The sequence below is a fragment of the Kitasatospora sp. NPDC001175 genome, assembly GCF_053598215.1.
The window spans coordinates 32,461-57,464 of record NZ_JBSFJU010000053.1; the positions used below are offsets into that span (position 1 = coordinate 32,461).

Here is a 25,004-nt window from a genome sequence, read left to right on the forward strand (position 1 = left end):
GGAGGGCCGGCCATGGCCGGGAGCAGGGAGAAGAAGCGCGATCCGAAGGCGAGCCTGGCTCTGCTGTGGGGGGAGCAGGAGCAGCCTCGACGCGGCCCGAAGCCCTCGCTGACCGCCGGGCGGATCGTGGCCGCCGCCATCGAGATCGCCGATACCGAGGGGATGGACGCGGTCTCCATGCAGCGGATCGCGGCCGAGCTCGACGTCACCACCATGGCGCTGTACCGGTACGTCCCCGGCAAGGCCGAACTGATCGACCTCATGGTCGACTCGGCGCTCGGCACGCCGGCCACGACCGACGGCATCCCGGACGACTGGCGTTCCCGACTGACCGACTGGGCCCGGCAGTGCTGGGCGAAGTACCGCCGCCACCCGTGGATCCTGACCGCCACTGCGATGCGCCGGCAGCTGATGGGCCCCAACCAACTGGCCTGGCTGGACGCCGCGCTGGCCGCCCTGTCGCGGACCGGACTGCCCGCGGCGCAACAGCACGACGCCTTCCTGCTGATCGTCGGTCACATCCGGACCCTCGCCCAGCAGTCCGCCGCCGCGGACGAGGCCGGCGAGGAGGAGTGGAACCGGCTCGAGGCCGACGTTCTGGAGCGCCACGGGCACCGCTACCCGGCCCTGACCGCCGCCATCACCGCCGGGGCCTTCGCCCCGCAACAGGGCGACCCGCTCGACTTCGGCCTGGAGCGGATCCTGGACGGGATCGCCGCCCTGGCCGACCGGGCCTGAACGGGGCGGGCGACACGACCGCGCGCCGGCCGCCCGGCGCGCGGACCCTCGCTCACCTCGGCCGGGCAGAGCGGCGCCGGCTGTTGCCCGCCTGTGACAGCGGTCGCACCGGTTCCGGACCGGCGTCTGACACTCTGTCTCCTGTCGTACGCAACAACAAGGGGGAACGTTCATGTCCGCTCGCAACCGGCTCGGCACCGTCGCCGCCATGACCCTGGCGGCCACCGCCGGCGCGATGCTGCTCTCCGCCTGCGATCCGAACGCCACCACGGGCGCCAACGGCCCGCAGAGCGCCGCTCCGTCCCAGTCGGGTGCGGCTCCGGCCCAGTCCGACGCGGCTCCGTCGGGCGGCGGCCAGGGCAAGCCGGCAGTGAACGGAACGTCCGCGGCCAACCGGCTGACCATCAGCACCGGGACGAAGAACGTGCTGATGAACGGAACCTCGGTCAACTTCGCCACCGACGTCCGGGATCTCGCCTGGTCCCCCGACGGGTCGAAGGCCGCGTTCGTCAACAGCAACGGCGACCTGATGGTCGTCGGCGCCGACGGCACCAAGGGGATGATCGTGGCCAAGAACCCCGGCGGCCAGACCTGGTCCCACCCCACCTGGCAGGTGTACGGGGCGGACGCCCAGAACAGCCACTCGGGCAAGCAGAACATCGTCTTCGCCGCCAAGCAGGACGGTGTCCTCAAGCTGGAGTCGGTCCCCGCCACCGCCGCGAACGGCACCCCGCAGCCGCTGGAGATCGGCAACAGCGAGGAGGGCAGCGTCCAGCCTCCGAAGACCAGCAACCAGTGGCCCAACTCCGGCGGCCCGCACGGGACCACGGCCTACGCCAACGCCACCGACGGCCAGGTCTACATCCGGGACGACTACCTGAGGCTGAGCGGCGCCGCGATCGCCAAGGGGTCCGAGCCCGCGCTGGCGCCCGACGGGCAGACCGTCGTCTTCGTCCGGTCGGTCAAGGGACACGACCACCTCTTCGAGAAGGCCGGCTACGGCACGCCCGAGAAGGACCTCACGCCGAACGCGACCACGGACTTCACCGAGCCGGCCATCTCCCACGACGGCAAGACGGTCGCCGCCCGGACGCCCGACGGCGTCTACACCCTGCCGATCGACGGCTCCGCCGCCCCGACCAAGGTCTCCGGCTACTCCGGCCTGCCCGCCTACCGCTGAGCCCGCCACGCACCCCATGACCGACCGGCAACACGGCCCGCGGCACCGTCGGGTACCGCGGGCCGTGCCGGGTTCAGCGGTACGGCGTCACCAGACCGGCCTCGTAGGCGGCGATGACGAGCTGGACCCGGTCGCGGGCGCCGAGCTTGCTCAGCAGACGGGCCACGTGGGTGTACGCCCAGGAGGCTACGGCACACCCCGGGCGACGGGTCCGGCCGGCCTTCGGCGCGTCCTCGTACGGGGAGTGGACGGGCGCCGGGGCAGTGGACCGGAGCTATTCTGCGGCGAGTCGAGCTCGATCCCCCTCCGGGGTGCCGCTCGTAAGGAAGGCTCTTAACCCGGGGCGCCACGATCCCGGGATGGACTCCATGACATCCCGTCAGTCGGCGGGGAAGCGGCGTCGCCGCCGTACCGCGCTGGCCGCAGCGCTCGTCGTGGCCGGTGCCGGCACACTGTGCGGCGTGGCCTGGCCGTCGGCTTCCGAGGCGAGCGCCCGACCCGAGATCCGGCTGGACGCCGGGAAGGTCGAGATACCCGTCAGTGGTGGCACGGCCGAGGTGCGGGCCGATTCGCTGGCCGTGAACGTACGCGCCGACGACGGCGGCGAGCTGACCCTTTCCGCGCCCGCCACCCAGCCGCTCGGCCGCCCCGGCCCCGTCAAGGTCTCCGGCAGGACGGCGAGTTGGACGCTGCCCGAGCACGGCCTGTCGGTGACGGCGGCCGCGGAGCAGGGCCGGCTGCGGATCACCGTGCACGGCACCCGGGACGACTCCACGCTCTCCTGGCCGGTCACCGGTACCGACCGGGCCGCCTCGCAGGTGCAGCTGCCGCGCGGCGAGGGACTCGGCGTACCGGTCGCGGATCCGTTCTGGAACTCGGACTCCACCGGTCTGGCAGGTCACAGCTACGACCTCACCGCCGACCTGACCATGCCGCTGTGGGGCTACACCCTCGGCGGCCACGGCGTCAGCTACCTGGTCCCGCAGCCCGCCGGGAGCTCCGTCGCCTTCGCCTCGGACGGCGGGCGGCTGCGCGGCACCGGCCTGCACACCTTCTCCCGGCGCGCGGACACCACCGACTACACCGTGACGTTCGCCCTCACCGACCCGTCCCCGGTCGCGCCCGCGCTGGACTACCGGCGCTGGCTCACCGACCACGGCCGGCTGGTCACCCTCAAGAGCAAGATCGCCGCCAACCCGGAGGTCGGCAAACTCCTCGGCGCCTTCCACGCCTACACCTGGGGCACCGCCCGGACCGCCCAGGGCATCGCACAGCTGCAGGCACTCGGGCTGAGCCGGCTCTGGCTCGGCTACGACGCCGACGGGCAGCCGATGGACGCCCAGGCGGTCGCGGCGGCCAAGCGCGCCGGCTACCTGGTCGGCCCGTACGACTCGTTCGCCAACGGCCAGGACCCGAAGACCTCCGACGCGCCGACCTCCTCCTGGCCGTCCCCGGTCTATCCGGACTTCTGCGTCCACGAGCAGAACGGCCAGGTGAAGGCGGGCTTCCACGACCGCGGTTGCTACCTGAGCTCGCAGGCCTTCGAGCAGAGCGCCGAGGGCCGGCGGTACCTGGCCGAGCGCACCGCGCAACTGACCGCCAACGGCGCGAACAGCTACTTCCTCGACGTCGACGCGGCAGGCGAGTTGTTCGACGACTACAGCCCCGCCCATGCCATGAACCAGTCGCAGGACCAGGCCAACCGACTGGCCCGGATGCGCCGGCTGTCCGGTCCCGACAAGCTGGTCCTCGGCTCGGAGAGCGCCGGCAGCTGGGCCAGCCCGGTCATCGCGTTCAGCCACGGCTCGGCCACCCCGGTCGCCGACGGGCTCTGGCCCCTGGAGCGGGACAAGGCGGCCTGGGGCGGCTACGCACCCGCCGGCGCACCGGGCACGTTCTTCAAGCCGGTCACCCTGCCGCCCGACCTCGCCAAGGCCATGTTCGACCCGGTGTACCGCATCCCGCTGTACGAGACCGCGCTGCACGACTCGCAGGTCAACCTCGACCGCTGGGAGCTGTCGTACAACAAGTTCCCCGCCCTGGAGACCGACCGGGCGCTGCTCGCCATGCTCTACAACACCCCGCTGAACCTGGTGCTGGACGGCCCCGCCATCACCGCCCAAGGCAAGCGGCTGGCCGAGCTGCAGCGCTACTTCGCACCCCTGCACCAGGCCGCCGGCACCTCGCCGATGACCGGCTTCCGCTGGCTCACCCCAGACCACCGGGTCCAGCAGACCACCTTCGGCGACGCGGTGCTCCAGGTCACCGCCAACTTCGGCACCACCGCGTACGGGTCCCTCCCGCCCGGCTGCGTCGACGCCGTCCTCAAGGGCGGCCGGCCCCAGCGGCTCTGCCCGACGGCCCTCCCGGCGGGGTAGCGCCAGCTCCGGCAGGCCGTGCCCGGCATCGCCCTGCCTGCCGGGCAGCGCCCGAGCGGTCAGCTCAGGGCCGCGACCGCCTCGACCACCCGGGCGAGGCCGTCCTCGGCGGTGATCCGGCCGGACGCGGCCCGGGCGCGGGCCCGGTACGACGGCTCGCCGACCGCGCGCCGCACCGCGTCGGCGAGCCGGTCGGCCGAGAGCTCGCGGAACGGGACGGGGGTGGTGGCGGCACCCAGGGCCGCCGCCCGGCGGGCCCAGAACGGCTGGTCGGCCGTCACCGGGACCGGGACGGCGGGTACGCCGGCACGCAGCCCGGCGGCGGTGGTACCGGCGCCCGCGTGGTGCACCACCGCGGCCGTCCGGGGGAAGAGCCGGGCGTGCGGCAGCTCGCCCACGGTCAGCATGTCGTCGCCCGCGGCCGACAGTCCGGCCCGGCCGGACTGGAGCACGCCGCGGACCCCCGCCCGGCGCAGCGCCCGTACGGTAAGCTCGGTCAGCCGTTCGCCCTCGCCGCCGCCCATGCTGCCGAAGCCGACGAACACCGGTGGCGGCCCGGCCTGGAGGAAGTCCTCGACCTCGGCGGGTAGCTCCTCGCCCGCATCGTGCGGCCACCAGTTGCCGACCACCTCGAGGCCCGCCGGCCAGTCCGCCGGTCGGGGCAGCAGGGTCGGGCTGAAGCCGTGCAGGACCGGCCAGGGGGCGTGCTCCCTTCGGCGGGCCTCGCCCGGGCCCAGGGCGGGCAGGCCCAGCCGGGTCCGCAGCTGCCGTACCGCGTCGGCGTGCAGGCGGTCCACCACGCGCAGCGAGAGCCGTCCGGCGGCCCGGTTGCCCCACCGTCCGAGCGACCGGCCGCCGCCGACCACCGGCGGGAACTCCCCGGTGGGCGCGACCGGCTGCAGATAGGCGCCCAGGCAGGCGGCGCCCGTCGCCTCCGCCACGTGCCGGCCCAGCGGGGCGGTGGTGGTGGAGAGCAGCAGCAGGTCCGCGCCCGGCGCGGCCGCCTCGGCGATCCCCTCGCCGAGTGCCCGGATGAACGCGCTCGCCCGGCCCAGCAGGCCAGTCCGGCCCTCCGCGGAGCCGCCCCCGCCGTACGGGTCGGCGGGCAGCGGGCGGAACTCCGCTCCGCAGGACGCCACCAGCGGTGCGAAGGCCTCGGGCGCGGCGAGGGCGACCTGGTGACCGGCCTGCCGCAGACCGGCGCCGAGACCGGTGTAGGGGGCGACGTCTCCGTACGAGCCGGCCGCCATGATCAGGATCTTCACGGTTCTCCTTGCGGGTGGGCTGCCGGCGCGGACTCAACCGGCTTCGCCGTGACCGGCGTTGGCGTGACCGGCGTTGGCGTGACCGGCGTTGGCGTGGATGGCGTTGGCGTGGACGGCGGTGTGCAGGAACTGGGCCAGCCCGGGGCGCTGTTCGGCCGGGGGCACCACCAGGGCGAAGGCGCGGGCGTCCGCCACGTAGTCGTCGGCGATCCGGCAGTGCGTCTCGGGCGGGCAGGGGGCGAACCAGCGGCCGACGTGCTGCCGGTGCTCCTCGGCGAGCGCCCTGGCCCGCTCGCCGTCCGGCGGCGCACCCGCGTCGAAGGTGGCGAGCAGCCGCTTCCGCCAGGCGGTCGCCTCGGCCATCAACTGCCGCCAGTCCTCCTTGGTGTGCGCCGCGGCCCGGGCCATCGACTCCCGGTGCGCCTCGCTGCGGCCCCACTTGAGATGGGCGTCGGTGGCGTAGCTGAGGTCGAAGACGACGTCACCGAAGACCTCGAACCGCTCCTGCGGCGTCAGCTCCACTCCCGTCTGCTGGACCGCCATGGCGTGCTCGGCGACCTCGACCAGCTTCTGCAGCCTGGCGACCTGCTCGGTCAGCTGCCGGTGCCGTTCACGCAGCTGCTCCAGGACGTCGGCCCGGGGATCCTGCAGGATCGACCCGATCTCCTCCAGGGAGAACCCCAGCTCCCGGTAGAACAGGATCTGCTGCAGCCGGCCCAGGTCGGCGTCGCTGTAGAGCCGGTAGCCCGCCGGGCTGCGGTCTCCGGGCGACAACAGCCCGGCCCGGTCGTAGTAGTGCAGGGTGCGCACGGTGACCCCTGCGAAGCCGGCCACCTGCCCGACCGAGTAGCTCATCGATCCACCTCTCGTCGGGCTCAGCCTGGGCCCTGACGTGGGGTCAGGGTCAAGCCGGAGCCCGCACCGGCGGCGGATCCCCCAGGTCCGTACCCGGGGTCCACCGCGCGGGCGCCGGGCGGCGCGCCGAACCTCTGTCCTCCCCCAGGTGAGCGCTGTTGCACGGCGGTGACACACAGAAGATCGATTGTGAACGTTCGCCCGACAGAATTTTCACATCGCACAGAGCGGCGGCAGCTCGAACGGGTGGATGAAATCCGGGGGGAATGGCAGCGCGGCTCACGCGAGAACCGACCAGCCGTCCTGTCCGTTCCTCGGGGGGAACCCGTTATGCGCAAGCTCCTTGTCTCCCGTGCCGCGAAGCTCGTCACCGCCGGCGCCCTGGCCATCGGCCTGGCCGGTGCGCTCGCGCCCGCCGCGCAGGCCGCCACCGCCGATGCCACGGCGTCCCCCTGGCTGAGCGGCAGCGAGGTCCCGCTCGCCGCCGGCCACCACTGGAAGGCCCAGCCGGAGAAGCGTTACACCACCACCGGCGAGTTCCAGTGGCTCCTCACCTGCGGCGTCGGCGGCCCGGCCAAGGAGCTCGGCACCAAGTCCATCTCGGTGATGCCGTTCACCGACTCCGCCAACAGCCACGACCCGGTTGATGCCGCCCAGATCCTGTTCAACTTCAAGGACAGCGCCGCGGCGAAGAAGGCCATGGCCACCATCAAGCGCGACTACGCGGGCTGCGTCAAGCGCCGCAACGCCCAGCACTGGGGCGACGAGACCACCGGCCAGCCGGTGCACTTCGCGGTCGGCCGGACCGCCATCACCGAGGACGGCACCGCCTACCGCTTCGCCGCCCGCAACTCCTCGGGCAAGCCCGCCGTCATCGACGACCTGCCCAGCGAGGCGCAGGAGCTGTTCGTCCAGAACGGTCCGACCATCTCGATGATCTCGATCAATGCCTCCCGGGTGAACATCAGCGACACCACCGAGGCGGCCAAGACCCTCGCCGCGATGTCCGAGCACCTGATCAACTCCTGATCCGCACCACGCCGCCGGGTGCTGTCGCCACCATGTACGACGGCAGCACCTTCGCGGATCCATGACGTTCAGCCAGCGCGTCGCCTCGGCCTTGACGACGGACCGTTGCGCAGTAGTCCGCCGGGCCGCGGATGCCGCCCGCGAGCACCGATCACCGCACCATCAACTTCCTTGGGGGGAAACACTCATGTCCACGCGCAACCGGCTCCGCAGCGCGGTCGCCGTCGCCCTCACCGCCACCAGCGCCGCCCTGCTCACGATCGGTGCGGCCACCGCCGCGAACGCGGCCACCGCGCCCAAGGGCCTGACCATCAGCAACGGCACCAAGTACGTGGTGATCAACGGCAAGCAGGTCGACTTCGGTGTCCCCGTCCGCGACCTCGCCTGGTCCCCGGACGGCTCCAAGGCCGCCTTCATCGACGGCGCCGACGGCAGCCTCGTCGTCTCCGCGGCGAACGGCAGCCACCGGGTCGTCGTCGCCAAGAACCCGGGCCACCAGATCTGGTCGCACCCGACCTGGCAGGTGGCCGCCGCCGACACCCGGAACCATGTCCCGGCCAAGAACAACATCATCTTCGCCGCGACCAAGGGCGGCGTCGCCACCCTGCAGAAGGTGCCGGCCACCGCGGTCAACGGCAAGCCGGTCAAGCTCCCCCTGAACACCTTCTCCGGCCCGGACGAGGATCAGCTGCCGCAGACCGGCAACCTGTGGCCCAATGCCGGCGGGAAGATCGGCTCCATCGCCTACGCGAACACCGGCACGGGCGACGTCTACATCCGCGACGAGTACCTGCGCCAGGAGGGTGGCTCGCTGACCAAGGGCTCCCAGCCCGCGCTGTCGCCCGACGGCGACAAGGTCGTCTTCGTCCGCTCCGTCGACGGTCACGACCACCTGTTCGAGCGGGATCTGCACAGCCAGGCCCCGACCGACAAGGACCTCACCCCCGGCTCCACCAGGAACTACGTCCAGCCGACCTGGTCCCCGGACGGCAAGACCATCGCGGCCCGCACCACTGGCGGCATCGCCACCGTCCCGGCCGACGGCTCCGCCAAGCCGGCCCTGGTGTCCACCCACACCGGGATGCCCGCCTTCCGTCGCTGACCGCCCCGGGGGGAGCAGCCAGCGACGGCACCTGGGCCGAGTCGGCCCGGTCGACCGGATCAGTCTCCGGCCGACCGGGCCAACTCGGCCCTCAGCTCGTCCAGGTGAGCGTCCGCGCTGTCGTGCGGAAGGAACTCGACCACGTCGATGAAGCGGAACAGCACCTGGGTGTCGGTGATCGCGTACTCGTAGTCGGCGAAGCCCACCACCGCGCCCGTCGAGCCGCGGATCGCACCGCGAACCACGTGCTCGGTCAGCTCGTCCGGCTGGGCGGCGGACGTACCGCGCCGCGCGTTGGGCCGGGCCAGGTAGGGGCAGACCATCGAGGCGTACAGCATGCAGGCGCGGTGGCCCGGCCCCTCCAGGGTCGGTGCGAGGTTGCGGTACGGCCGGCCGGCGGCCAGCGCCTCGGCGATGGCCGCACTCTCCGTGGCGCCCACCACCCGCCACACCGGACCGCGCGGCATCAGCGTGTTGCAGACCGAGCACAGCCGCCCCCGCGCGCAGTCGGCGCTGCGTCCGTAGTCGGTGAGTGCGAACTGCGGCTGGTCCTCCTGCCACGGCGTGATGGCCGGAACGGGATAGCCGCGGGTGTCGCGGGGCCTGGCATCGACGGTCGGGGGCATCGGAACGGAGTCGAATCGCACAGGTCATGCCTACCAGCCGGACCGCGTCGGGTGCACCACCGGCCCCTGGCCCACATCATGGCCGCCCGCCCGTCAAGACCGCGTAGCCGGTGCCGAATCGAGACCCGTGTCGCACCCGGCGTGGTGCAGGATGGCCGCATGACGGCTGGGAGCGGTGAACTGGCGGACCTGCTGCGGCGGACCGGTCTGGAGCTCGTGGACGACGGCAAGGCCGTGAACGTGCTTCCGCCGAAGGCGGCTTGGCGCCCGGTCGCGGCCGGGAACGCCCGACCGACGGCCGAGGTGCGAAGCGACCACCCGGATCTCGTCGCCGAGCTCAACGCGCAGTGGCGGCGACTGGCGACCGAGTACGAAGTGCTCGGCCCCGACGGGGAGTTCCTGATCGACATCCCTGCCTCCCCGCGCGGCTGGCTGAAGGTACGGCTCACCGAACGCTGGGACCTGGCAGGCGTCCTGGGCCCCAGACCCGGCCAACCGGAGTTCGTCACGCTCTCGCCCGACGGCGACAGCCTGCTGGGCGTGACGACCGAGGAGTACTCGGTCTGGCTGATCGCCGTGGACCGGCTGGGCGCACGACTCGAGGCCGAGGCCCGGGTGAAGGCCGCCGAGAGCGCGGAGGAACGGACGGCCGGCTGGCAGTCCTTCGGCCGTTGGCGGAGCGCTCCCTTCCGCCTGCGCCGCGCCTGGCTCGAGGGCCTGGCCGGCAACCCGGCGGCGGACGCCTCCGTCCTGCTGCGGCTGCTGACGGAGGATCCGGCCGAGCGGTTGTGGTCCGCCCTGCTCGACCGGGAACTGCCGCCGGAGGTGGTGGCCGCCTGGCTGTCACACCCCGAGTGGACGGTACGGCGGCGGCTGGTGGAGAGCCGGCACCTCGACGCCGCGGACCGGACCCGGCTGCTGGCGGACGCCGAAGACGGGGACCGGCCCGTCCTCGCCATGCTCACCGCCACCATGAACCAGCCGCTCACCGAGAACGGTTACACAAGCCTCGCGACGGACGCGGATCCGCGGGTCCGGGCCCCGATCGCGCGCCACCCCGGGCTGCCGGTACACCTGCTGGCCGCACTGGCCGCCGACCCCGACTCCCGGGTGCGGGAGTCGGCCGCCCTGCCGCCCCACCCGTGCCCCCGGACACCCGGACCCGCCGAATCCGAGCCGGAGTCGACCACGGCTGAGGTCGAACTCAGCAGCCGGGACCGGGATCCGGAGATCCGGTACCGGGCGCTTCGGGACGGCCGGCTCTCCGCCGCCTCGGTGGTCCGGCTGCTCGACGACCCGCAGGAGTGGGTCCGGAGCGCCGCAGCCGGTGACGCCCGGCTCCCGGCCCGTGTGCTGACCACCCTGCTGCACGACGTCGAGACCGCCCGCAGCGCCGCCGGGAACCCCGCCGTACCCGTCACCGCCATGCACCACCTGCTCGACCGCGCCGGGGTGGCGCACCCGCCGGCTCCGGGACGGTAGCGGACGTCCGTCCTGCCCCCGGGCGCGCGGCCACGTCCGGCCCGGAGCCGGTCGGGTGCGCCGCGCCCCGTCCCGGGGACGGAACCCACCCGGCTGACCGCGCGCCCGGCGCGAATTTCCAGCGGCGCTGACCCGTTTCAGCGGAACGCGGCGATATTGCGCGCGGCCCAGTCGGCGAACGGGCGCGGGGCGCGGCCGAGGACCCGCTGGACGTCCGGGCTGACGCGCAGCTCGGCCGGGTTCGGGGAACCGAGGATGGTCAGGGTGTCCTCGGCGAGCTCCGCCGGCATGCTCTGGGCCATGGCGGCCTTGGCTTCGTCGCGGGTGAGGTCGTGGAACCGCACTGGCGAGCCCAGCGCGGCGGCGATGGCCTCCGCCTGCTGGCGCGGCGTGATCACCTCCGGGCCGGTCAGCTCGTACACGCCGCCGGTGTGCTGGTCCTCCAGCAGGCAGGCCGCCGCGACCTCGGCGATGTCCGCCGGGTCGATGATCGGCACCCCGACGTCGCCGAAGGGCGCGGCGACGACCCGCCGCGCGCGGATGGACTCGGCCCACCACAGGGCGTTGGAGGCGAAGCCGCCCGGTCGCAGGACGGCCCACTCCAGGCCGGACTCCCGCAGCACGTCCTCGACCGCCCGCATCGCGATCCGCGTCGGGCCGAAGGGCCTGGTCGCCACGCCCTGCGTGGAGAGCAGGACGACCCGGCGGACCCCGCTGGTCGCGGCTTGGCCGATGATGTCGGCCGGGCTGGCTCCGGCGGCGTGCAGGTCGCCGGACAGCAGCAGGAACAGCGCTTTCGCCCCGGTCAGCGCAGGCTCAAGGCTGGTCGGCTCGGCCAGGTCGGCCGCCAGGTGGCGGACGCCGTCCGGCACCGCTGCCGCATGCCGCGACACCGTTGTCACCTGCTGGCCCGCCTCGGCCAGTGCCCGCGTCAGCGGCCGGCCCACGTTCCCGGTGGCCCCGGTCACCACGATCATGATCAGCTCCTTCGTCAGATGCCCTCTGTGGTCTTGACGCTAGGAGCATGAGCTAACTCTTGGTAAGGACATACCTTGAGGTAAGCTCATCACATGGTGGGAGGTTCGCAGCTCATGCAGGCCGAGGCGGGGGAAGGGTATGAGGTGTTTCACACCGACTGCCCCGCGCGCGATGTGGTCGACCATGTGACCAGCAGGTGGGGCATCTGGGTGTTGATCTCCTTGCGGAGCAACGACCTTCGGTTCTACGAGCTGCGCGAGAGCATCCAGGGCATCAGCGAGAAGATGCTCGCCCAGACCCTGCGCACGCTGGTCGAGGACGGCCTGGTCTGGCGGAGGGTCGAGCCGACGACGCCGCCCCAAGTCACCTACGGGCTGACCGAGTTCGGTCGGGACGTCGGCGAGCCGCTGGCGGAGCTGTTCGACCGGATCACACGGCGGCTTCCGCCGCGCAGCGCGGGATAGCGTGCTGGTGGTCGGCCACGAAAGCGCATCCAGCGTGAGCGAGCACCCCGCGACCCGAGGACCTGGTCCGGCTGGTCCGCCAGGAGGAGGGCTTGATCCACGCTCAACTCGCGCCGAGGCAGACGGTGCTGCGCGCCGACGGGCCGGTGAAGTCCGGGCTGACTGACCGGCAGCTGTGCGACGAGGCAACCGGCTGGTCCCGCCGCGCCACGCACTCGCCGTTTGACGCGCCAGCTCATGGGATGCCTGTCAACTCCCGCAAAGATTCGCCCTCTACACTTCGGCGCGTGGCTACCCCGGGCAGCCGAGCTGCCGATCCGACCGTCGCGCCCGAGCACCCGCCCGAAAGCGGGCCCACCCCACCGTCCAGGGCGACCAGACGCCGTGTCGGCTCCCTGGAACTGGCGGTCGCCGGGATCACGGCGCTGCTGCTCGCGCAGCGCCTCACGGGCGGCTGGACCGCTCCCGCCTGGATGCAGACCTGGACCACCGTCTTCGTCGCGATCTGTGTCCAGGCGCTGCCCTTCCTCCTCTTCGGGACGGTGCTCTCCGCCGCCATCGCCGCCTTCGTGCCGGCCTCCTTCCTGCAGCGCGCGCTACCGCGCAACCCGCTGCTCGCGGTGCCGGTCGCGGGCGTCGCCGGTGTGGTCCTGCCCGGCTGCGAGTGCGCGTCCGTACCGGTGGCGGACCGGCTGATCGCCCGCGGCGTGGCCCCGGCGGCGGCGCTGGCCTTCCTGCTCTCCTCGCCCGCGATCAACCCCGTGGTGCTCGCCGCGACCGCGGTCGCCTTCCGGGGGCATCCGGAGATGGTGCTGGCCCGGTTCCTGGCCTCGCTGGGGACGGCCGTGGTGATGGGCCTGCTCTGGGAGCGCTTCGGCCGGCCCGAGTGGCTGCGGCCGAAGGTCCGGCGGGACGTGCCGCCGGGGTCCGGCCGGTTCGCGGTGTTCCGCGCCACCCTGGAACACGATCTGCTGCACGCCGGCGGGTTCCTGGTGATCGGCGGGATCACGGCGGCCACCCTCAACGTCCTGGTGCCGCGCGCGGTGTTGAAGGGTGCGGCGGGCCTGCCGGCGGTCTCGGTGCTGGTGCTGGCGCTGCTCGCGGTGGTGCTGGCGGTCTGCTCCGAGGCGGACGCCTTCGTCGCGGCCAGCCTGAGCGTCTTCCCGCCCGCCGCCCGGCTGGCGTTCATGGTGATCGGCCCGATGGTGGACACCAAGCTGATCGCGCTGCAGGCCGGCACCTTCGGCCGGGCGTTCGCGTGGCGGTTCTCGGCCGCCACCTTCCTGGTCGCGATCGCGGCCTCGGCACTGATCGGGTGGTGGCTGCTTTGAGGCGTGAGGTACGCGCGATCCTGCTGGTGCTGCTGGGTACGGCGCTGCTGCGGATCTCGCTGTTCAGCGACAGCTACCTCAGGTACGTCCGGGCGGCCCTGCGGCCGTACCTGATCGCCACCGGCGCCGTCCTGGTACTGCTCGGCGTGGCGAGCGCGATCGCCACCGTGCAGGCCCTGCGCGCCGACCCGGACCAGGCCCACGCCGCCGCGGACGACCACGGCGGCGACCACGGGCACGGCCACCACGGCGGCCCCGGGATCGCCTGGCTGCTCACCCTGCCGGTACTGGCCATCGTGCTGATCGCACCCCCGGCGCTGGGTTCGTACACCGCGCAGCGGTCGGAGAGTACGACGGTCAAGCCCGCGGGCGCCCAGCCCACCTTCCCGCCGCTGCCGGCCGGGGACCCGTTGACCATGACGCTGGGCTCGTTCGACGTCCGCGCCGTCTGGGACACCGCCGCGCCGCTGCGCGGCCGCCGGGTGAGGCTCACCGGCTTCGTCACGGCCGGGAAGGGCGGCGGCTGGTACCTGACGAGACTGACCATCAGCTGCTGCGCGGCCGACGCGCTGGCGTCCAAGGTGGAGATCCGCGGCGCTGCGGCCAACCCGGCACCACCGGCCGGCAGTTGGGTGGAGGTGATCGGGACCTGGCTACCGGACGGCAAGGAGGCCGAGCCGGACACCATCCCGCTGCTGACGGCCGCCCAGGTGACCCGGATCCCGGAGCCGAAGGATCCGTACGAGTAGCCGCGGGGCCGGGCCGGCCGCCCCCCGCGCCCCGCATCTGCTCCCTCGACACATAAGGGTCAAAGTGTTCTCATATTCACACTGTATGACTGAATTTCCGAACACCATCTGACCGCTATTCGGAGAACGGGGGCGACGGTGCGGACAGCGCGCGGCGCGGCCGTCCTGCTCACGGTGGGGGTCGTCGCGGCCCTCGCCCTGGCCACCACAGGAGGTTCCGGCTCCAAGGACAGACCGACCGCAGCCGACGTCTCACCGAGCCCGGCCCCCGTCCAGAGCGGGGCTCCGTCCGGCAGTCCGAGCCCCTCGCCGAGTTGGGACGGCAAGGTGAAGGTGCTCGGTGACGGCTCCACCTCCGACACCGGGCCGCAGCCCAAGCAGCCAAAGCCCGAGAAGCTGAAGCCCGGCGAGAAGCCGCCGCAGTTCGTGGTGTTCTCCTGGGACGGCGCGCTGGAGAACGACGACCACCTGTTCTCGCGCTTCCGCGAACTGGGCGAGGAGAACAACGCCCAGATGACGTTCTTCCTGACCGGCATCTACACCGTGCCCAACTCCAAGCGGGCGCTCTACCACCCGCCGCAGCACGACGTCGGCGCCGCCGCCATCGACTTCCCCACCGACGCCCACGTCAAGGAGACCCTGGAGCAGCTGCGCCTGGCCTGGCAGGCCGGGGACGAGATCGGCACCCACTTCAACGGCCACTTCTGCGGCGACAAGGGCGGCAAGGACTGGAGCACCGAGGAGTGGAAGAGCGAGCTCGACCAGGCGGTCTCCTTCGTGACCAACTGGAAGACCAACACCGGCTTCAAGGACCTCGCGCCGCTGCCCTTCGACTACACCAAGGAGCTGGTCGGCGGCCGCGCCCCCTGCCTGGAGGGCCAGAACAACCTGCTCCCGGTCGAGAAGGCGGCCGGCTTCCGGTACGACGCCAGCTCGCCGGGCGAGTTCCAGGTCTGGCCCTCGAAGAAGAACGGTATCTGGAACTTCCCGCTCCAGATGCTGCCCTACAGGTCCTCCCAGGGCCTCTCGATGGACTTCAACTTCCTCGCCAGCCAGTCCGGGGACAGCACCAACGGTGACCCGAAGAAGTACGCCGGCTGGGAGAAGGAGGCCCGCGACAGCTACCTCGCCGGCTTCGAACGGGTCTACAACGGCAGTCGGGCCCCGCTCTTCATCGGCAACCACTTCGAGACCTGGAACGGCGGCATCTACATGCAGGCCATCGAGGACGTGATGAAGAGCGTCTGCAAGCGGGACGGCGTCCGCTGCGTCTCCTTCCGCCAGGTCGCCGACTGGATGGACGCCCAGGACCCCAAGGTGCTGGACAAGCTGCGCCAGCTGGACCCCGGGCAGCCCGCCGACTGGTCCCGCCTGGTCAAGTGACCCCGGGGCGTCTTCGGCGGATCCTTCCGGGCCGGAAGGATCCGCCGAGGACGCCCTACCGGCCGCCGGCCACCTTCATGTACGAGGTCCAGATCCGGGTCGGCAGCGCGGAGTCCGGGGTGTCCGGGCTCGCGCCGCCGAGGCCCTCCAGCGAGAGCAGCTTCATGTCCTTCAGGTCCGCCCGGAAGAGGGTGACGGCCGTGGACACCTGGCCGTTGTAGCCGACGAACCAGCCCGCCGTACGGTCCGCGGTGGTGCCGGCCTTGCCGGCCACGTCCGGACCTGCGGCGGCCGCCTCCCTGGCGCTCCCGGTGCGCACCGCTCCCTTGAGCGCGGCGTCCACGTCACCGGCGACCTTGGGCGTCAGCGCCTGGACGGCGGTCGGCAGCCGCAGCGCGATCGGCGCGCCATTGCGGGTGATCTTGAGCACCGAGTACGGGTCCGTGTGCCGTCCGCCCGCGGCGAAGGCGGCGTAGGCGTCGGCGGTCCTGATCGCGCTCGGTGTGGAGTTGCCGGCGGCGAAGGCCGGCACCAACTCGCCGATGCTGTCCGGGAGCAGGCCCAGATCGGTGGCGGTCTTCTGCACCCGGTCCAGGCCGACGTCCATGCCCAGCTGCATCATCGGCCCGTTGACGGACTGTTCCACCGCGGTCCGCAGACTGATCGGACCCCAGTTCCGCTTGCCGTCGTTGACGGTCTTCACGATCTGGCCGTCGCGTCCCCAGTACGGCCCCTCCGGCGTCATCACGTTCACACCGTTGTCGCCGTTGTAGATGGCGGTCGGCAGCACCGGTGTGCGGCTGCCGATGCGCTGGCGCTGCACCCCCTGGCCGAGGCCGGCGGCGTACACCAGCGGGGTGAAGGCCGAACCGACGGGCACCGTCGAGGTGTTGGCGTTGTCGAACCCCTGCTTCAGGTAGTCGGGTCCGCCGTAGAGCGCGACGATCCGCCCGTCGGGGGCCACCGAGGCGGCGCCGACCCGGACGAGTTTGTCCGAGTCGCGACTGTCGGGATCGATGTCCTTGGTGGCGTCCTGCACGGCCGCGGCCAGCGCGGTGACCTTCGGCTTCTCGAAGGTGGTGTAGATCTGGTGGCCACCGAGGTCGAACTGGGCGGGCGTGATGTCGGTGTGGCCCTCCACATAGGTCTTGGCCATGTCCACCAGGTACCCGACCTGGCCGGTCAGCCCGGCCGCCTTCGGCTGGGGCCTGGGCTCGGGGAACACCGTGTACTTGGCGCGCTCGGCGGCGGAGAGCTTGCCGACCTTCACCATCCGGTTCAGGATGTACGACCACCGCTCCACGGCCCGCTTGTGGTTCTCCGGGCTCAGCGTCGGGTCGAACTGCCCCGCCCCCTTCAACAGGGTCGCCAGGAGGGCTGCCTCGCTCGGATTGAGCTGCGAGACGTCCTTGCCGTAGTACGCGGCGGCGGCCCGCTCGATCCCGTAACTGCCGCGCCCGAACCAGCTGGTGTTGAGATAGCCGGCCAGGATGTCCTGCTTGCTCATCCGCTGGTCCAGCTTGACCGCGATGACGATCTCGCTGAGCTTGCGGGAGATGTCCTGGCGCTGGTTCAGGTAGATGTTCTTGACGTACTGCTGGGTGATGGTCGAGCCGCCCTGGGTGTCACCGCCCGAGCCCATCTTGTAGATCGCACGGCTGATGCCCTTGAGGGAGACTCCGGGGTCCGAGTAGAAGGTCTCGTTCTCGGCCGCCAGCACGGCCCACTGCACCGACTCCGGCACCCGGCCGAGCGGCACCTCCTGCCGGTTGATCTCCCCGACCCGCGCCATCTCGGTGCCGTCGGCCCAGTAGTAGACGTTGTTCTGCTGGGTGGCGAAGGAGTTCAGGTCGTCCGGCACCTCGGTGGTCACGTAGAACCAGGTCGCCCACCCGGTCAGCGCGGTCGTCCCGACGGCGAGCACCAGGAGCAGCTGCCGCCACGACGGCAGCCAGCGGCGGACCCCTTGCCGCCCCCGGCGCGGGTAGTCCAGCCGCCACACCACCCGCCGCCGACCCTGCGGCCGCCGACCGGGCAGCTCCTCCTCGGTCCCGCCACCTTGGTGAGCTCGCACAGTCCGGTCTCCGATTCGCTCCTGGGGACAGAGCGCCCCGAACACAGAGACGTGATGAGGGCTGCCCCTCGGTTACCGATGCGGGTGTGATCACCGTCATACCGAGTGGCGCCCGCGCATCCGGCCGGCTCGCGTGTTGAGCGGGGACGCGCCGCACGCGGGCGGGGAGAATCGCGGGTATGGACGACACCATTCGGCTCGCGCAGCAGCCCGAGGCTGACGAACTGCTCGGCCGCAGCCCGCTCGCCGCACTGACCGGCATGCTGCTGGATCAGCAGGTCCCGATGGAGAAGGCGTTCGCCGGCCCGCTGGCGATCGCGCAGCGGCTCGGTGAGGACGATCTGGACCCGCACCGGATCGCCGCGTACGACCCGGAGGCCTTCGCGGCCCTGCTCTCGGCGAAGCCCGCCGTGCACCGCTACCCCGCGGCGATGGCCAAGCGGATCCAGCAGTTGTGCCAGTACCTGGTGGAGCACTACGACGGCGACGCGCAGGCGGTCTGGCGCGACGCCGCCTCCGGTCGCGAGCTGCTGGACCGGCTCACCGCGCTGCCCGGCTACGGCAAACAGAAGGCGCAGATCTTCCTGGCCCTGCTGGGCAAGCAGTTCGGCGTGACACCGGAGGGCTGGCGCCAGGCCGCCGGCGCGTACGGGGAGGCGGGCAGCTACCGCTCGGTCGCGGACATCACCGGGCCCGAGTCGCTGGAGAAGGTCCGCGCCTTCAAGCAGCAGGCCAAGCGGGAGGCGAAGGCGGCCTCGGCCGCGAAACAGGCCCCCGCCGGCCGGCGGAAGGCCTGACCCGCCCGGGTCAGGCCACCTTCCGGTACTCGTACCGCCCCCTGATCGCCCGGTTGAAGTACCGGCCCAGGCTGGACGCGTCGAGCAGCTCCCGGTGGACCCGCCGGGGCACCGCCGTGTACCGGTACACGGCGCTGCTCACGAACTCGAGCTCCAGTACCTGCGCCCGGGCGTCGTAACCCACCGACCGCAGACACGAGGAAGCGACATGATCGCGCACCATCCCTCCATCCTGTGCCCGCCCGCGGCGGAGCGCCCGGCATGAGGCTCAGCCCGGTGCACGAACTGCTGCTGGCGGACCTGCTGGCGGTCGGCGCACCGTACGCCCTGGCGCTCGGCGGGGGCTGCGCGGTGCGGGTCCACGGCCTGGTGGACCGGCCCGCCGAGGTCCTGGGGGTGGCCACCGAGAGCCCGGTGCCGATGGCGGAGATCGCGGCGGAGGTCGGCGCGGGACTGGCCGCGTGCGGCTGGACGGTGCGGCGACTGGGGACGGGGCCGGTGTCGGCCCGGCTGGCGGTGACGGATCCGGTGACCGCTCAGGGGTGCGAGGCCGAGCTGCTCAAGGAGGTGTTCTGGCGTCCCGTGGTGCACACCGAGTACGGGCCGGTGCTGGCGCTCGAGGACGTGGTCGGTACCAGGGTCCGCGCGCTGGCCGACCGGGGCCTGGCCCGCGACCTGGTCGACGTGCACGCGGCCGCCGAGCACTGGAGCCACCCGGAACTGGAGGAGCTCGGACGCCGGCACGCCCGGGGCGAGTTCGACCTCACCGAACTGCAGGCTCGGCTCGCCCGGGCGGACTGGATCGACGACCGCGAGTTCGCCGCCCTCGGCCTGGACGAGGACGCCCGGACCGGGCTCCGCGCCTGGGCCCAGGCCTGGGTCGACGACATCGCCGAACGCCTCATGGAAGAGGCCCCGCCCCAGGACGACGAGACGGACTGACGGCGAGCACCCCCGAGGGCGCTCGCCGTCGAAGTGGCCCGTTCGCCTCAGTCCCGGTAGAACGGCGCGTCGTCGGGCCCGGTGTACTCCGGCCGGTACCAGGTGGACGGACGCATCGCCGTGCGCACCTGCCGGTCCACCCCGAGCACCGAAGCGAACAGCGCCATCCGCATCGGGATACCGGCGTCGGTCTGCCGGAAGATCGCCAGCCGCGGGTCCTGGTTCAGGTCGGTGCTCAGGTCGTTGGCACCCGGGCGGCTGTCGCGCGGCAGCGGGTGCATGATCACCGTGTCGTCGAGGCAGACCCGGTCCACCAGCGCGCGGTCGATCCGGAACTCGTCGCTGTACGGCAGCGGCTTGTCCTTGAAGCGCTCGGTCTGCAGCCGGGTCGCGTAGACCACGTCCGCGTCCTTGAGGCCACTGCTCGGCTGGGTGCTCTCCTCGACCCGGTGGCCCCGGCTCGCGACCAGCTCCAGCAGCTCTGAGGGCATCCGCAGCTCGGTCGGGGAGACGCAGGAGATGGTCAGGTCCTCGAACTGGGAGAGCAGCTTGATCAGGGAGTGCACGGTACGGCCGTGCTTCAGGTCGCCGACCAGGGCGATCCGGCGGCCGTCCATGCTCTTGCCCAGCCGGCCGAACTCGCGGTGCAGGGTGAACAGGTCGAGCAGCGCCTGGGTCGGGTGCTCACCGGCGCCGTTGCCCGCGTTGATCAGCGGGACGTTGGTGGCCGCCGCGAACTCGTTCATCGAGCTGACCTCGGGGTGCCTCATGACCACCAGGTCGCAGTAGCCGCTGACCACCCGGGCGGTGTCCGCCAACGACTCGCCCTTGGAGATCGAGGTCACCTCCGCACCGGTGGTGCTGGTCACCGCTCCGCCGAGCCGCAGGAACGCGGTCTCGCAGCTCAGCCGGGTACGGGTGCTCGCCTCGAAGAAGAGGCTGGCCATCACCGCCCCCTCCAGCACCCGGGTCACCTGCGCACCCCGGGCCACCGGCACCAGGACGTCGGCGAGTTCGAAGAGCCGCTCCAGTTCGTCCCGGTCGAAGATATCGCTGGACAGAATGTGCTTCCCGGTCAGTGACATGGCGGCTGTGACTTCCTCGGTAGTGCTGCTCGGCGCCGACAGTGTACTTCCCCTGGCCCTGCCGGACCCTGCCGAGCAGTTTCCGCACATTTCCGCACCGGCGAAATCCGGAAAACCCGGACCGCCCCGAATTCTAATTCCTGATAAGGGAATTCGGGGCGGCCTGCGAGGTGCTCCGGGCGGCCTCAGCCGGAGGCGTACTCCCCGGTGATCAGCGCGCGCGCGATGGTGTGGAAGGTGATGTTGAAGCCGATCGCCGCCGCCGGGGTGTCCGGGTTGACGTCGAGGGCCGGGACGTCCAGCGCGTGGACCGCGAAGACGTACCGGTGGGCCGGGCCGGGCGGCGGGGCCGCGCCGTCGTACTTGTGGCCGGGGAAGTCGTTGCGGCCGTGGAAGGATGCCTTGCCGGGCAGGGCGCCGTCCGACGCACCCGCGCCGCGCGCCAGTTCGGTGGTGTCGGCGGGAAGGTTCAGCGCCAGCCAGTGCCACCAGCCGCTGCCGGTCGGCGCGTCGGGGTCGTAGCAGGTGACGGCGAAGCTCCGGGTCCCGGCCGGGGCGCCGGACCAGGCCAGCTGCGGCGACTCGTTCCCGCCGGCGTAGGTGAAGGTGTCGGCGAGCGTGGCACCATCCGTCAGATCACGGCTGGTCAGCTCGAACGATGGGACCTGGGGCAGGAATTCGTACGGCAGGGGTGGGCGGACGTTCATCACAGCACCTTCTTCAACTCGTCGGGCGGTGAATAACCACCCAGCAGTGTAGGAGTCGGCCGTAGAGTCGAAGGCATGGCCACGGACAGTTCCCCCGACCCCGCCCGGATGATCGCCGAGGCCCGGCGGGCGTTCTTCACGATGTTCGCCCTGCTCTGCGCGGTCTGGGCGGTCCAACTCGCCAACTGGGCCGACGACTACCGCCTCACCGTCGACTACGGCATCGTGGCCCACCGCCCGAGCCGGCTGGCCGACGTCCTCGCCGCCCCCTTCCTCCATGTCAACTGGCAGCACCTGGAGGGCAATTCAGGACCGCTCTTCATCTTCGGCTTCCTCGCCGCGTACCGCGGGGTGAAGAAGTTCCTCGGCCTCACCCTGCTGGTCGCGCTGACCAGTGGTGCGGCGGTCTGGCTGTTCGAGCGCGACCACGTGGTGACGGTCGGCGCGAGCGGCGTGATCTTCGGGTACTTCGGCTACGTGGTACTGCGCGGCCTGTTCGACCGGAACCTGATCGACTCCCTGATCGGCCTGGTGATGGGCGCCTCCTTCGCCTACCTCCTGACCACCGCCGTCCCCGGCACCCCGGGCGTCAGCTGGCTGGCCCACCTGGGCGGACTGGTCGGCGGCCTCGCGGGCGCCTGGCTCTTCCGCGACCGGACCCGCACCCGCGGCGCCGCGGCCACCGCACCGGCCGCAGTCACCGCACCGGCCGCAGCACCCGGGAGCGCCGACCCGGACCGCGCCCAGCTGCTCAAGGAACTCGACGACCTCGGCCTCTGAGCACCGCCACTCGGGCGACTAGGTATAGACCAATCCCGGCAGCCCGGCTAGCGTGACAGCCCGTACCGCACCACCCAGCCGGAGCCGCCCCGTGGAGTCGTCCGTCCTCGCCTTCGCCACCGACCTGATCGACGAGGGCGCCGAGACCTTCTTCGGCAACCTCAACGACCGGGCCGGCGTCGGCGGCGTCACCCTGGCCTCCGTCTACCACCAGGCCCGCGACGTCTTCCCGCACAACCCACGCCGGGTGGTCCGCTACCTGGAGCCCGGCGCCGCCTACTTCCGTCCGGACCCGGCCCGCTGGGCCGGCCGCCGGCTCGCCCCTCTACCCGCCGCCGCCATCGGCGAGCGCGACCCGTTCGCCGAGGCGGCGGCCGAGGCGCGGCGGCGCGGCCTCAAGCTGCACGCCTGGACGGTCTTCTGCCACAACGACCGCCTCGGCTTCAGCCACCCCGACACCGCCCCGGCCAACGCCTTCGGCGACCGCCACCTGACCGAGCTGTGCCCGGCCAACCCCGAGGTCCGCGAGTACGCGACCACCCTGGTCGGCGAGTTCGCCCGGTACGGCGTGGACGCGATCCGCGCCGAGTCGCTGCACTTCCACGGCCTGCGCCACGGCTACCACCACGAGCGGTACTTCGAGGAGCTCGGTCCGGTGGCCGAGGCCCTGCTCGGCATCTGCGTTCCCGAGGTCGAGTTCTACAACTACGGTCTGATGCGGTTGTCCTCGCTGGACCGGATCGGCCAGGCCCTGCACGGCCGGCCCATGACATCCGTCACGCCGGATCGGTGACGCACCGGCCTGTCGTGCCGCACCGGCCGGACGGCAGAATCGTGATCACCGGCGGGGCGAGCGACGCGAGGCCGGGACCACAGTCTCCGGGGGAACACCATGAGCAGCACCGCCGCCACCGACCTGCCGCAGAACGACGCCGAGCAGCTGGTGATCGTCGGACAGCTCCCCGCCGAAGGCACGCCCGCCGCCGAGCCCCTGCCGACGGTCGCCGAGATGCGGCTGCCCGCCTGGTTCTTCGGCTTCGAGGGCGTCCTGGCCGGCGCGTACGACATCCTGCACGCCTTCCCCGCGGCCTGGCCCGCGCTGCTGGCCCTGCTCGCGGCCAACCTCATCGTCTCGTTCACCATGATGCGCAAGCGGCTCAAGCTGGCGAAGATGCTCTGGCGCGGCAAGGGCACCCGCAAGGTCGCCTTCATGCTGCTCGGCCTGCGCCTGGGCAGCCACGCCCTGCTGGCCGTGATCGGCGTCGTCCTCACCTCCGTCCTGGTGCACCTCCTGTTCGCCCTGGTGATGGCCGCCGTGACGGTCTCCCTGCTCGTCTACACCCAGAAGACCGCCCTGCGCGCCCTGGTCGAGGCCGGCAAGATCACCGCCTGATCCTGGTCCGCCCCCGCTCCCCGCGGCCCGGGTGCCCGACACGGCACCCGGGCCGCACGCTGTCCCGGCACCCGCCGCCGCTTCGCCCTCCTCCGAACGGCACGAGGAGACGAAAGGCGACAACTGGGACGACAAAAGAGTCCCAAGCCGACCAATCGCCACCCGTCCTCTCCCTCGGGGTTGCGTCGCGCTTGCTGCGCCCCCGGGCGGCGTGACGGTAGGCTTTCCGTGTGATCTTCAAGCGCATCGGCAACGGACGGCCGTACCCGGATCACGGCCGGATCAGCACCCGCCAGTGGGCGGACGTCGCGCCGCGTCCGGTGCGGCTGGACCAGCTGGTGACCACCAAGGGGCAGCTGGACCTCGAAACCCTGCTGGCCGAGGACTCCACCTTCTACGGCGACCTGTTCGCCCACGTGGTGAAGTGGCACGGCGACCTCTACCTGGAGGACGGGCTGCACCGCGCGGTCCGCGCGGCCCTGCAGCAGCGCCAGGTGCTGCACGCGCGCGTGCTCGAGATGGACTGACCTCGGGAAAACCGAGGAATCGAACGCGAACCGAACCCCGGTTGCGCGCGTCCTGATCATCAGTCGCACGCCGGTGTCCGACGCTCGGGGCTCCGGTACATCCTTTCGAGTGCCCTCGTACTCCAGATGATGATCATCCAGTACTCCGCAGCCGCTCCGGCACTAGTGTGCTGGGTACGGATCTGTCGCTGGCCGCACCAATCACCGAGCCTGCCCTGGCAAGAGGGGGAGACTGACCGTGAGCATGTTGACTCCGCAGGGGTTGAAGGGGAAGCAGTACCGGGTCACCGGTAAGTCCTATCCCCGCCTCGGGCGTCCACCTAGCAGGAGCCGCAAGGTACTGGCCGTGGTCGGCGCGGTGCTGGCGCTCGCCCTGATCGCGCTCGGTGGCGTCCAGCTGGTGGGGATCTTCACCAGCAAGGGCAAGTCGCCCAGCGCCCGGGCCTGCGCCTCGCCCAGCGCGAGCGGCAAGGCCCTGGCCGCACCGGCGGCCTCGGGTTCCGCCTCCGGCTCCCCCGCCCCGTCAGGCTCTCCCGCGCCCTCCGACGCCCCCTCGGCGGCCGCCTCCGGCTCCCCCGCGAGCAGCCCCGCCGCACCGGCCGCGACCAACACCGCCGTCCCCCAGCCGCAAGCCGTCACGGTGAACGTCTACAACGCCACCGACAAATCCGGTCTGGCCGCCCGCACGGCGGACGAACTCAAGAAGCGCGGCTTCACCATCGGCAAGGTCGGCAACGCCCCGGCCGCCCTGGACCGCAAGCTGCCCGGCACCGTCCAGGTGATCAGCGGCCCGGCCGGGATGGGCGCGGCCACCCTGCTCGGCTCCCAGAGCGCCGGTTCGACCACCACCACGGACAGCCGGACCGACGCCACCGTCGACTTCGTCATCGGCGACACCTACTCAGCCCTCCTGGAGCCGGCCCAGGCCGCCGCCGCCCTCCAGGCCGCGACCAAGCCCTCCCCCTCCCCGAGCCAGGGCACCTGCTGAAGCCCGTCGAAGGCCGGCCGAAACCAGTGAGCCAGTCGCACCGCTCTGCGGGGTGCGCCCCGCGCAGACCACCTCGACCAGGCTGAACAGGACCCGGTAGGGCTGGTCCGCCGCGAACAGCTCGCTGACGTAGGAGTCGCGCTGGTCCAGC

At 72.1% G+C, this 25,004-nt stretch carries 25 protein-coding genes; 17 read left to right on the forward strand and 8 right to left on the reverse strand.

Annotation, left to right across the window (positions count from 1 at the left end; genetic code table 11):
* Window positions 1-12: 12 nt before the first annotated feature.
* The 3 genes from ACWDAK_RS29740 (at window position 13) to ACWDAK_RS29750 (ending at window position 4,296) form a co-directional block, all read left to right on the forward strand.
* Window positions 13-738: a TetR/AcrR family transcriptional regulator gene (locus tag ACWDAK_RS29740; RefSeq protein ID WP_344636860.1), complete on the forward strand. Its 726-nt coding sequence runs from the start codon at window positions 13-15 to the stop codon at window positions 736-738.
* Window positions 739-910: 172 nt separating this feature from the next.
* On the forward strand, window positions 911-1,918 hold the full coding sequence (locus tag ACWDAK_RS29745) for an LpqB family beta-propeller domain-containing protein (protein ID WP_427394552.1): 1,008 nt from the start codon (window positions 911-913) through the stop codon (window positions 1,916-1,918).
* 368 nt (window positions 1,919-2,286) lie between these two features.
* Window positions 2,287-4,296: a glycoside hydrolase gene (locus tag ACWDAK_RS29750; RefSeq protein WP_427394553.1), complete on the forward strand. Its 2,010-nt coding sequence runs from the start codon at window positions 2,287-2,289 to the stop codon at window positions 4,294-4,296.
* A 59-nt stretch (window positions 4,297-4,355) separates the two neighbouring features.
* On the opposite strand, the gene ACWDAK_RS29755 is transcribed toward ACWDAK_RS29750, so the two are convergent.
* Both ACWDAK_RS29755 and ACWDAK_RS29760 read right to left on the reverse strand, forming a co-directional pair.
* On the reverse strand, window positions 4,356-5,561 hold the full coding sequence (locus ACWDAK_RS29755; protein ID WP_427394554.1) for a glycosyltransferase: 1,206 nt from the start codon (window positions 5,559-5,561) through the stop codon (window positions 4,356-4,358).
* Between the two features lie 33 nt (window positions 5,562-5,594).
* The gene (locus ACWDAK_RS29760) at window positions 5,595-6,416 is read right to left on the reverse strand and encodes a MerR family transcriptional regulator (protein WP_427394555.1); all 822 of its coding nucleotides are present in this window, start codon (window positions 6,414-6,416) and stop codon (window positions 5,595-5,597) included.
* A gap of 330 nt (window positions 6,417-6,746) precedes the next feature.
* Between ACWDAK_RS29760 and ACWDAK_RS29765 the strand changes: the two genes are divergently transcribed.
* Window positions 6,747-7,445 (forward strand): hypothetical protein, encoded by a 699-nt coding sequence (locus ACWDAK_RS29765; RefSeq protein WP_427394556.1) that lies wholly within the window; start codon window positions 6,747-6,749, stop codon window positions 7,443-7,445.
* Window positions 7,446-7,632: 187 nt separating this feature from the next.
* Window positions 7,633-8,547: a TolB family protein gene (locus ACWDAK_RS29770; protein WP_344636854.1), complete on the forward strand. Its 915-nt coding sequence runs from the start codon at window positions 7,633-7,635 to the stop codon at window positions 8,545-8,547.
* Between the two features lie 59 nt (window positions 8,548-8,606).
* Here the strand turns inward: ACWDAK_RS29770 and ACWDAK_RS29775 are convergent, their stop codons facing one another.
* Window positions 8,607-9,173 carry a hypothetical protein gene (locus ACWDAK_RS29775; protein ID WP_427394557.1) on the reverse strand — a complete coding sequence of 189 codons (567 nt, stop codon included), beginning with the start codon at window positions 9,171-9,173 and terminating at the stop codon, window positions 8,607-8,609.
* Window positions 9,174-9,332: 159 nt separating this feature from the next.
* On the opposite strand from ACWDAK_RS29775, the gene ACWDAK_RS29780 reads away from it, so the two are divergent.
* Window positions 9,333-10,655, forward strand: a complete 1,323-nt coding sequence (locus tag ACWDAK_RS29780) for a hypothetical protein (protein WP_427394558.1) — start codon at window positions 9,333-9,335, stop codon at window positions 10,653-10,655.
* 137 nt (window positions 10,656-10,792) lie between these two features.
* On the opposite strand, the gene ACWDAK_RS29785 is transcribed toward ACWDAK_RS29780, so the two are convergent.
* The gene (locus tag ACWDAK_RS29785) at window positions 10,793-11,632 is read right to left on the reverse strand and encodes an SDR family oxidoreductase (RefSeq protein WP_344636851.1); all 840 of its coding nucleotides are present in this window, start codon (window positions 11,630-11,632) and stop codon (window positions 10,793-10,795) included.
* Between the two features lie 93 nt (window positions 11,633-11,725).
* Here ACWDAK_RS29785 and ACWDAK_RS29790 point away from each other — a divergent pair, with 93 nt between their 5' ends.
* The 4 genes from ACWDAK_RS29790 (at window position 11,726) to ACWDAK_RS29805 (ending at window position 15,560) form a co-directional block, all read left to right on the forward strand.
* Window positions 11,726-12,097, forward strand: coding sequence for a winged helix-turn-helix transcriptional regulator (locus tag ACWDAK_RS29790; RefSeq protein WP_344636850.1), 372 nt, complete (start codon window positions 11,726-11,728; stop codon window positions 12,095-12,097).
* Window positions 12,098-12,339: 242 nt separating this feature from the next.
* A complete protein-coding gene (locus ACWDAK_RS29795; RefSeq protein WP_427394576.1) occupies window positions 12,340-13,428 on the forward strand; it encodes a permease in 1,089 nt (362 codons plus the stop codon).
* Window positions 13,416-14,177, forward strand: a complete 762-nt coding sequence (locus ACWDAK_RS29800) for a TIGR03943 family putative permease subunit (RefSeq protein WP_344636848.1) — start codon at window positions 13,416-13,418, stop codon at window positions 14,175-14,177. Before ACWDAK_RS29795 ends, ACWDAK_RS29800 begins: the two co-directional genes overlap by 13 nt.
* Window positions 14,178-14,315: 138 nt before the next feature.
* A complete protein-coding gene (locus ACWDAK_RS29805; protein ID WP_344636847.1) occupies window positions 14,316-15,560 on the forward strand; it encodes a hypothetical protein in 1,245 nt (414 codons plus the stop codon).
* A 55-nt stretch (window positions 15,561-15,615) separates the two neighbouring features.
* On the opposite strand, the gene ACWDAK_RS29810 is transcribed toward ACWDAK_RS29805, so the two are convergent.
* Complete coding sequence (locus ACWDAK_RS29810; RefSeq protein ID WP_344636846.1) at window positions 15,616-17,634, reverse strand: transglycosylase domain-containing protein; 2,019 nt, start codon at window positions 17,632-17,634, stop codon at window positions 15,616-15,618.
* Between the two features lie 179 nt (window positions 17,635-17,813).
* Here ACWDAK_RS29810 and ACWDAK_RS29815 point away from each other — a divergent pair, with 179 nt between their 5' ends.
* A complete protein-coding gene (locus tag ACWDAK_RS29815; RefSeq protein WP_344636845.1) occupies window positions 17,814-18,431 on the forward strand; it encodes an HhH-GPD-type base excision DNA repair protein in 618 nt (205 codons plus the stop codon).
* Window positions 18,432-18,441: 10 nt separating this feature from the next.
* Here ACWDAK_RS29815 and ACWDAK_RS29820 read toward each other — a convergent pair whose 3' ends face one another.
* Entirely contained in the window at window positions 18,442-18,654 is a 213-nt protein-coding gene (locus tag ACWDAK_RS29820) for a KTSC domain-containing protein (RefSeq protein ID WP_427394559.1), read from the reverse strand.
* Between the two features lie 38 nt (window positions 18,655-18,692).
* Here ACWDAK_RS29820 and ACWDAK_RS29825 point away from each other — a divergent pair, with 38 nt between their 5' ends.
* Entirely contained in the window at window positions 18,693-19,373 is a 681-nt protein-coding gene (locus ACWDAK_RS29825) for a nucleotidyl transferase AbiEii/AbiGii toxin family protein (RefSeq protein WP_344636843.1), read from the forward strand.
* Window positions 19,374-19,420: 47 nt separating this feature from the next.
* On the opposite strand, the gene pyrB is transcribed toward ACWDAK_RS29825, so the two are convergent.
* Both pyrB and ACWDAK_RS29835 read right to left on the reverse strand, forming a co-directional pair.
* Entirely contained in the window at window positions 19,421-20,458 is a 1,038-nt protein-coding gene (gene pyrB, locus ACWDAK_RS29830) for an aspartate carbamoyltransferase (protein WP_344636842.1), read from the reverse strand.
* Between the two features lie 185 nt (window positions 20,459-20,643).
* Window positions 20,644-21,165: a YbhB/YbcL family Raf kinase inhibitor-like protein gene (locus ACWDAK_RS29835; protein ID WP_427394560.1), complete on the reverse strand. Its 522-nt coding sequence runs from the start codon at window positions 21,163-21,165 to the stop codon at window positions 20,644-20,646.
* A gap of 75 nt (window positions 21,166-21,240) precedes the next feature.
* Between ACWDAK_RS29835 and ACWDAK_RS29840 the strand changes: the two genes are divergently transcribed.
* The 5 genes from ACWDAK_RS29840 to ACWDAK_RS29860 all read left to right on the forward strand — a co-directional run bounded on the left by ACWDAK_RS29840 (window position 21,241) and on the right by ACWDAK_RS29860 (window position 24,853).
* Window positions 21,241-21,945: a rhomboid family intramembrane serine protease gene (locus ACWDAK_RS29840; protein WP_427394561.1), complete on the forward strand. Its 705-nt coding sequence runs from the start codon at window positions 21,241-21,243 to the stop codon at window positions 21,943-21,945.
* Between the two features lie 91 nt (window positions 21,946-22,036).
* On the forward strand, window positions 22,037-22,738 hold the full coding sequence (locus ACWDAK_RS29845; protein ID WP_427394562.1) for a hypothetical protein: 702 nt from the start codon (window positions 22,037-22,039) through the stop codon (window positions 22,736-22,738).
* 99 nt (window positions 22,739-22,837) lie between these two features.
* Window positions 22,838-23,338 carry a hypothetical protein gene (locus ACWDAK_RS29850; protein WP_344636838.1) on the forward strand — a complete coding sequence of 167 codons (501 nt, stop codon included), beginning with the start codon at window positions 22,838-22,840 and terminating at the stop codon, window positions 23,336-23,338.
* A gap of 230 nt (window positions 23,339-23,568) precedes the next feature.
* Window positions 23,569-23,865 (forward strand): type II toxin-antitoxin system VapB family antitoxin, encoded by a 297-nt coding sequence (locus ACWDAK_RS29855; RefSeq protein WP_344636837.1) that lies wholly within the window; start codon window positions 23,569-23,571, stop codon window positions 23,863-23,865.
* 244 nt (window positions 23,866-24,109) lie between these two features.
* Window positions 24,110-24,853, forward strand: a complete 744-nt coding sequence (locus ACWDAK_RS29860; protein WP_344636936.1) for a LytR C-terminal domain-containing protein — start codon at window positions 24,110-24,112, stop codon at window positions 24,851-24,853.
* The last annotated feature ends 151 nt before the right edge of the window (window positions 24,854-25,004 follow it).

Coding starts and splice junctions, on each gene's coding strand:
- ACWDAK_RS29860 (WP_344636936.1), top strand. CDS start 24,110: ATGTTGACTCCGCAGGGGTTGAAGGGGAAGCAGTACCGGGTCACCGGT.
- ACWDAK_RS29780 (WP_427394558.1), top strand. CDS start 9,333: ATGACGGCTGGGAGCGGTGAACTGGCGGACCTGCTGCGGCGGACCGGT.
- ACWDAK_RS29840 (WP_427394561.1), top strand. CDS start 21,241: ATGGCCACGGACAGTTCCCCCGACCCCGCCCGGATGATCGCCGAGGCC.
- ACWDAK_RS29850 (WP_344636838.1), top strand. CDS start 22,838: ATGAGCAGCACCGCCGCCACCGACCTGCCGCAGAACGACGCCGAGCAG.
- pyrB (WP_344636842.1), bottom strand. CDS start 20,458: ATGTCACTGACCGGGAAGCACATTCTGTCCAGCGATATCTTCGACCGG.
- ACWDAK_RS29740 (WP_344636860.1), top strand. CDS start 13: ATGGCCGGGAGCAGGGAGAAGAAGCGCGATCCGAAGGCGAGCCTGGCT.
- ACWDAK_RS29790 (WP_344636850.1), top strand. CDS start 11,726: ATGGTGGGAGGTTCGCAGCTCATGCAGGCCGAGGCGGGGGAAGGGTAT.
- ACWDAK_RS29835 (WP_427394560.1), bottom strand. CDS start 21,165: ATGAACGTCCGCCCACCCCTGCCGTACGAATTCCTGCCCCAGGTCCCA.
- ACWDAK_RS29820 (WP_427394559.1), bottom strand. CDS start 18,654: ATGGTGCGCGATCATGTCGCTTCCTCGTGTCTGCGGTCGGTGGGTTAC.
- ACWDAK_RS29815 (WP_344636845.1), top strand. CDS start 17,814: ATGGACGACACCATTCGGCTCGCGCAGCAGCCCGAGGCTGACGAACTG.
- ACWDAK_RS29745 (WP_427394552.1), top strand. CDS start 911: ATGTCCGCTCGCAACCGGCTCGGCACCGTCGCCGCCATGACCCTGGCG.
- ACWDAK_RS29770 (WP_344636854.1), top strand. CDS start 7,633: ATGTCCACGCGCAACCGGCTCCGCAGCGCGGTCGCCGTCGCCCTCACC.
- ACWDAK_RS29825 (WP_344636843.1), top strand. CDS start 18,693: ATGAGGCTCAGCCCGGTGCACGAACTGCTGCTGGCGGACCTGCTGGCG.
- ACWDAK_RS29775 (WP_427394557.1), bottom strand. CDS start 9,173: ATGCCCCCGACCGTCGATGCCAGGCCCCGCGACACCCGCGGCTATCCC.
- ACWDAK_RS29765 (WP_427394556.1), top strand. CDS start 6,747: ATGCGCAAGCTCCTTGTCTCCCGTGCCGCGAAGCTCGTCACCGCCGGC.
- ACWDAK_RS29750 (WP_427394553.1), top strand. CDS start 2,287: ATGACATCCCGTCAGTCGGCGGGGAAGCGGCGTCGCCGCCGTACCGCG.
- ACWDAK_RS29760 (WP_427394555.1), bottom strand. CDS start 6,416: ATGAGCTACTCGGTCGGGCAGGTGGCCGGCTTCGCAGGGGTCACCGTG.
- ACWDAK_RS29785 (WP_344636851.1), bottom strand. CDS start 11,632: ATGATCGTGGTGACCGGGGCCACCGGGAACGTGGGCCGGCCGCTGACG.
- ACWDAK_RS29795 (WP_427394576.1), top strand. CDS start 12,340: ATGCCTGTCAACTCCCGCAAAGATTCGCCCTCTACACTTCGGCGCGTG.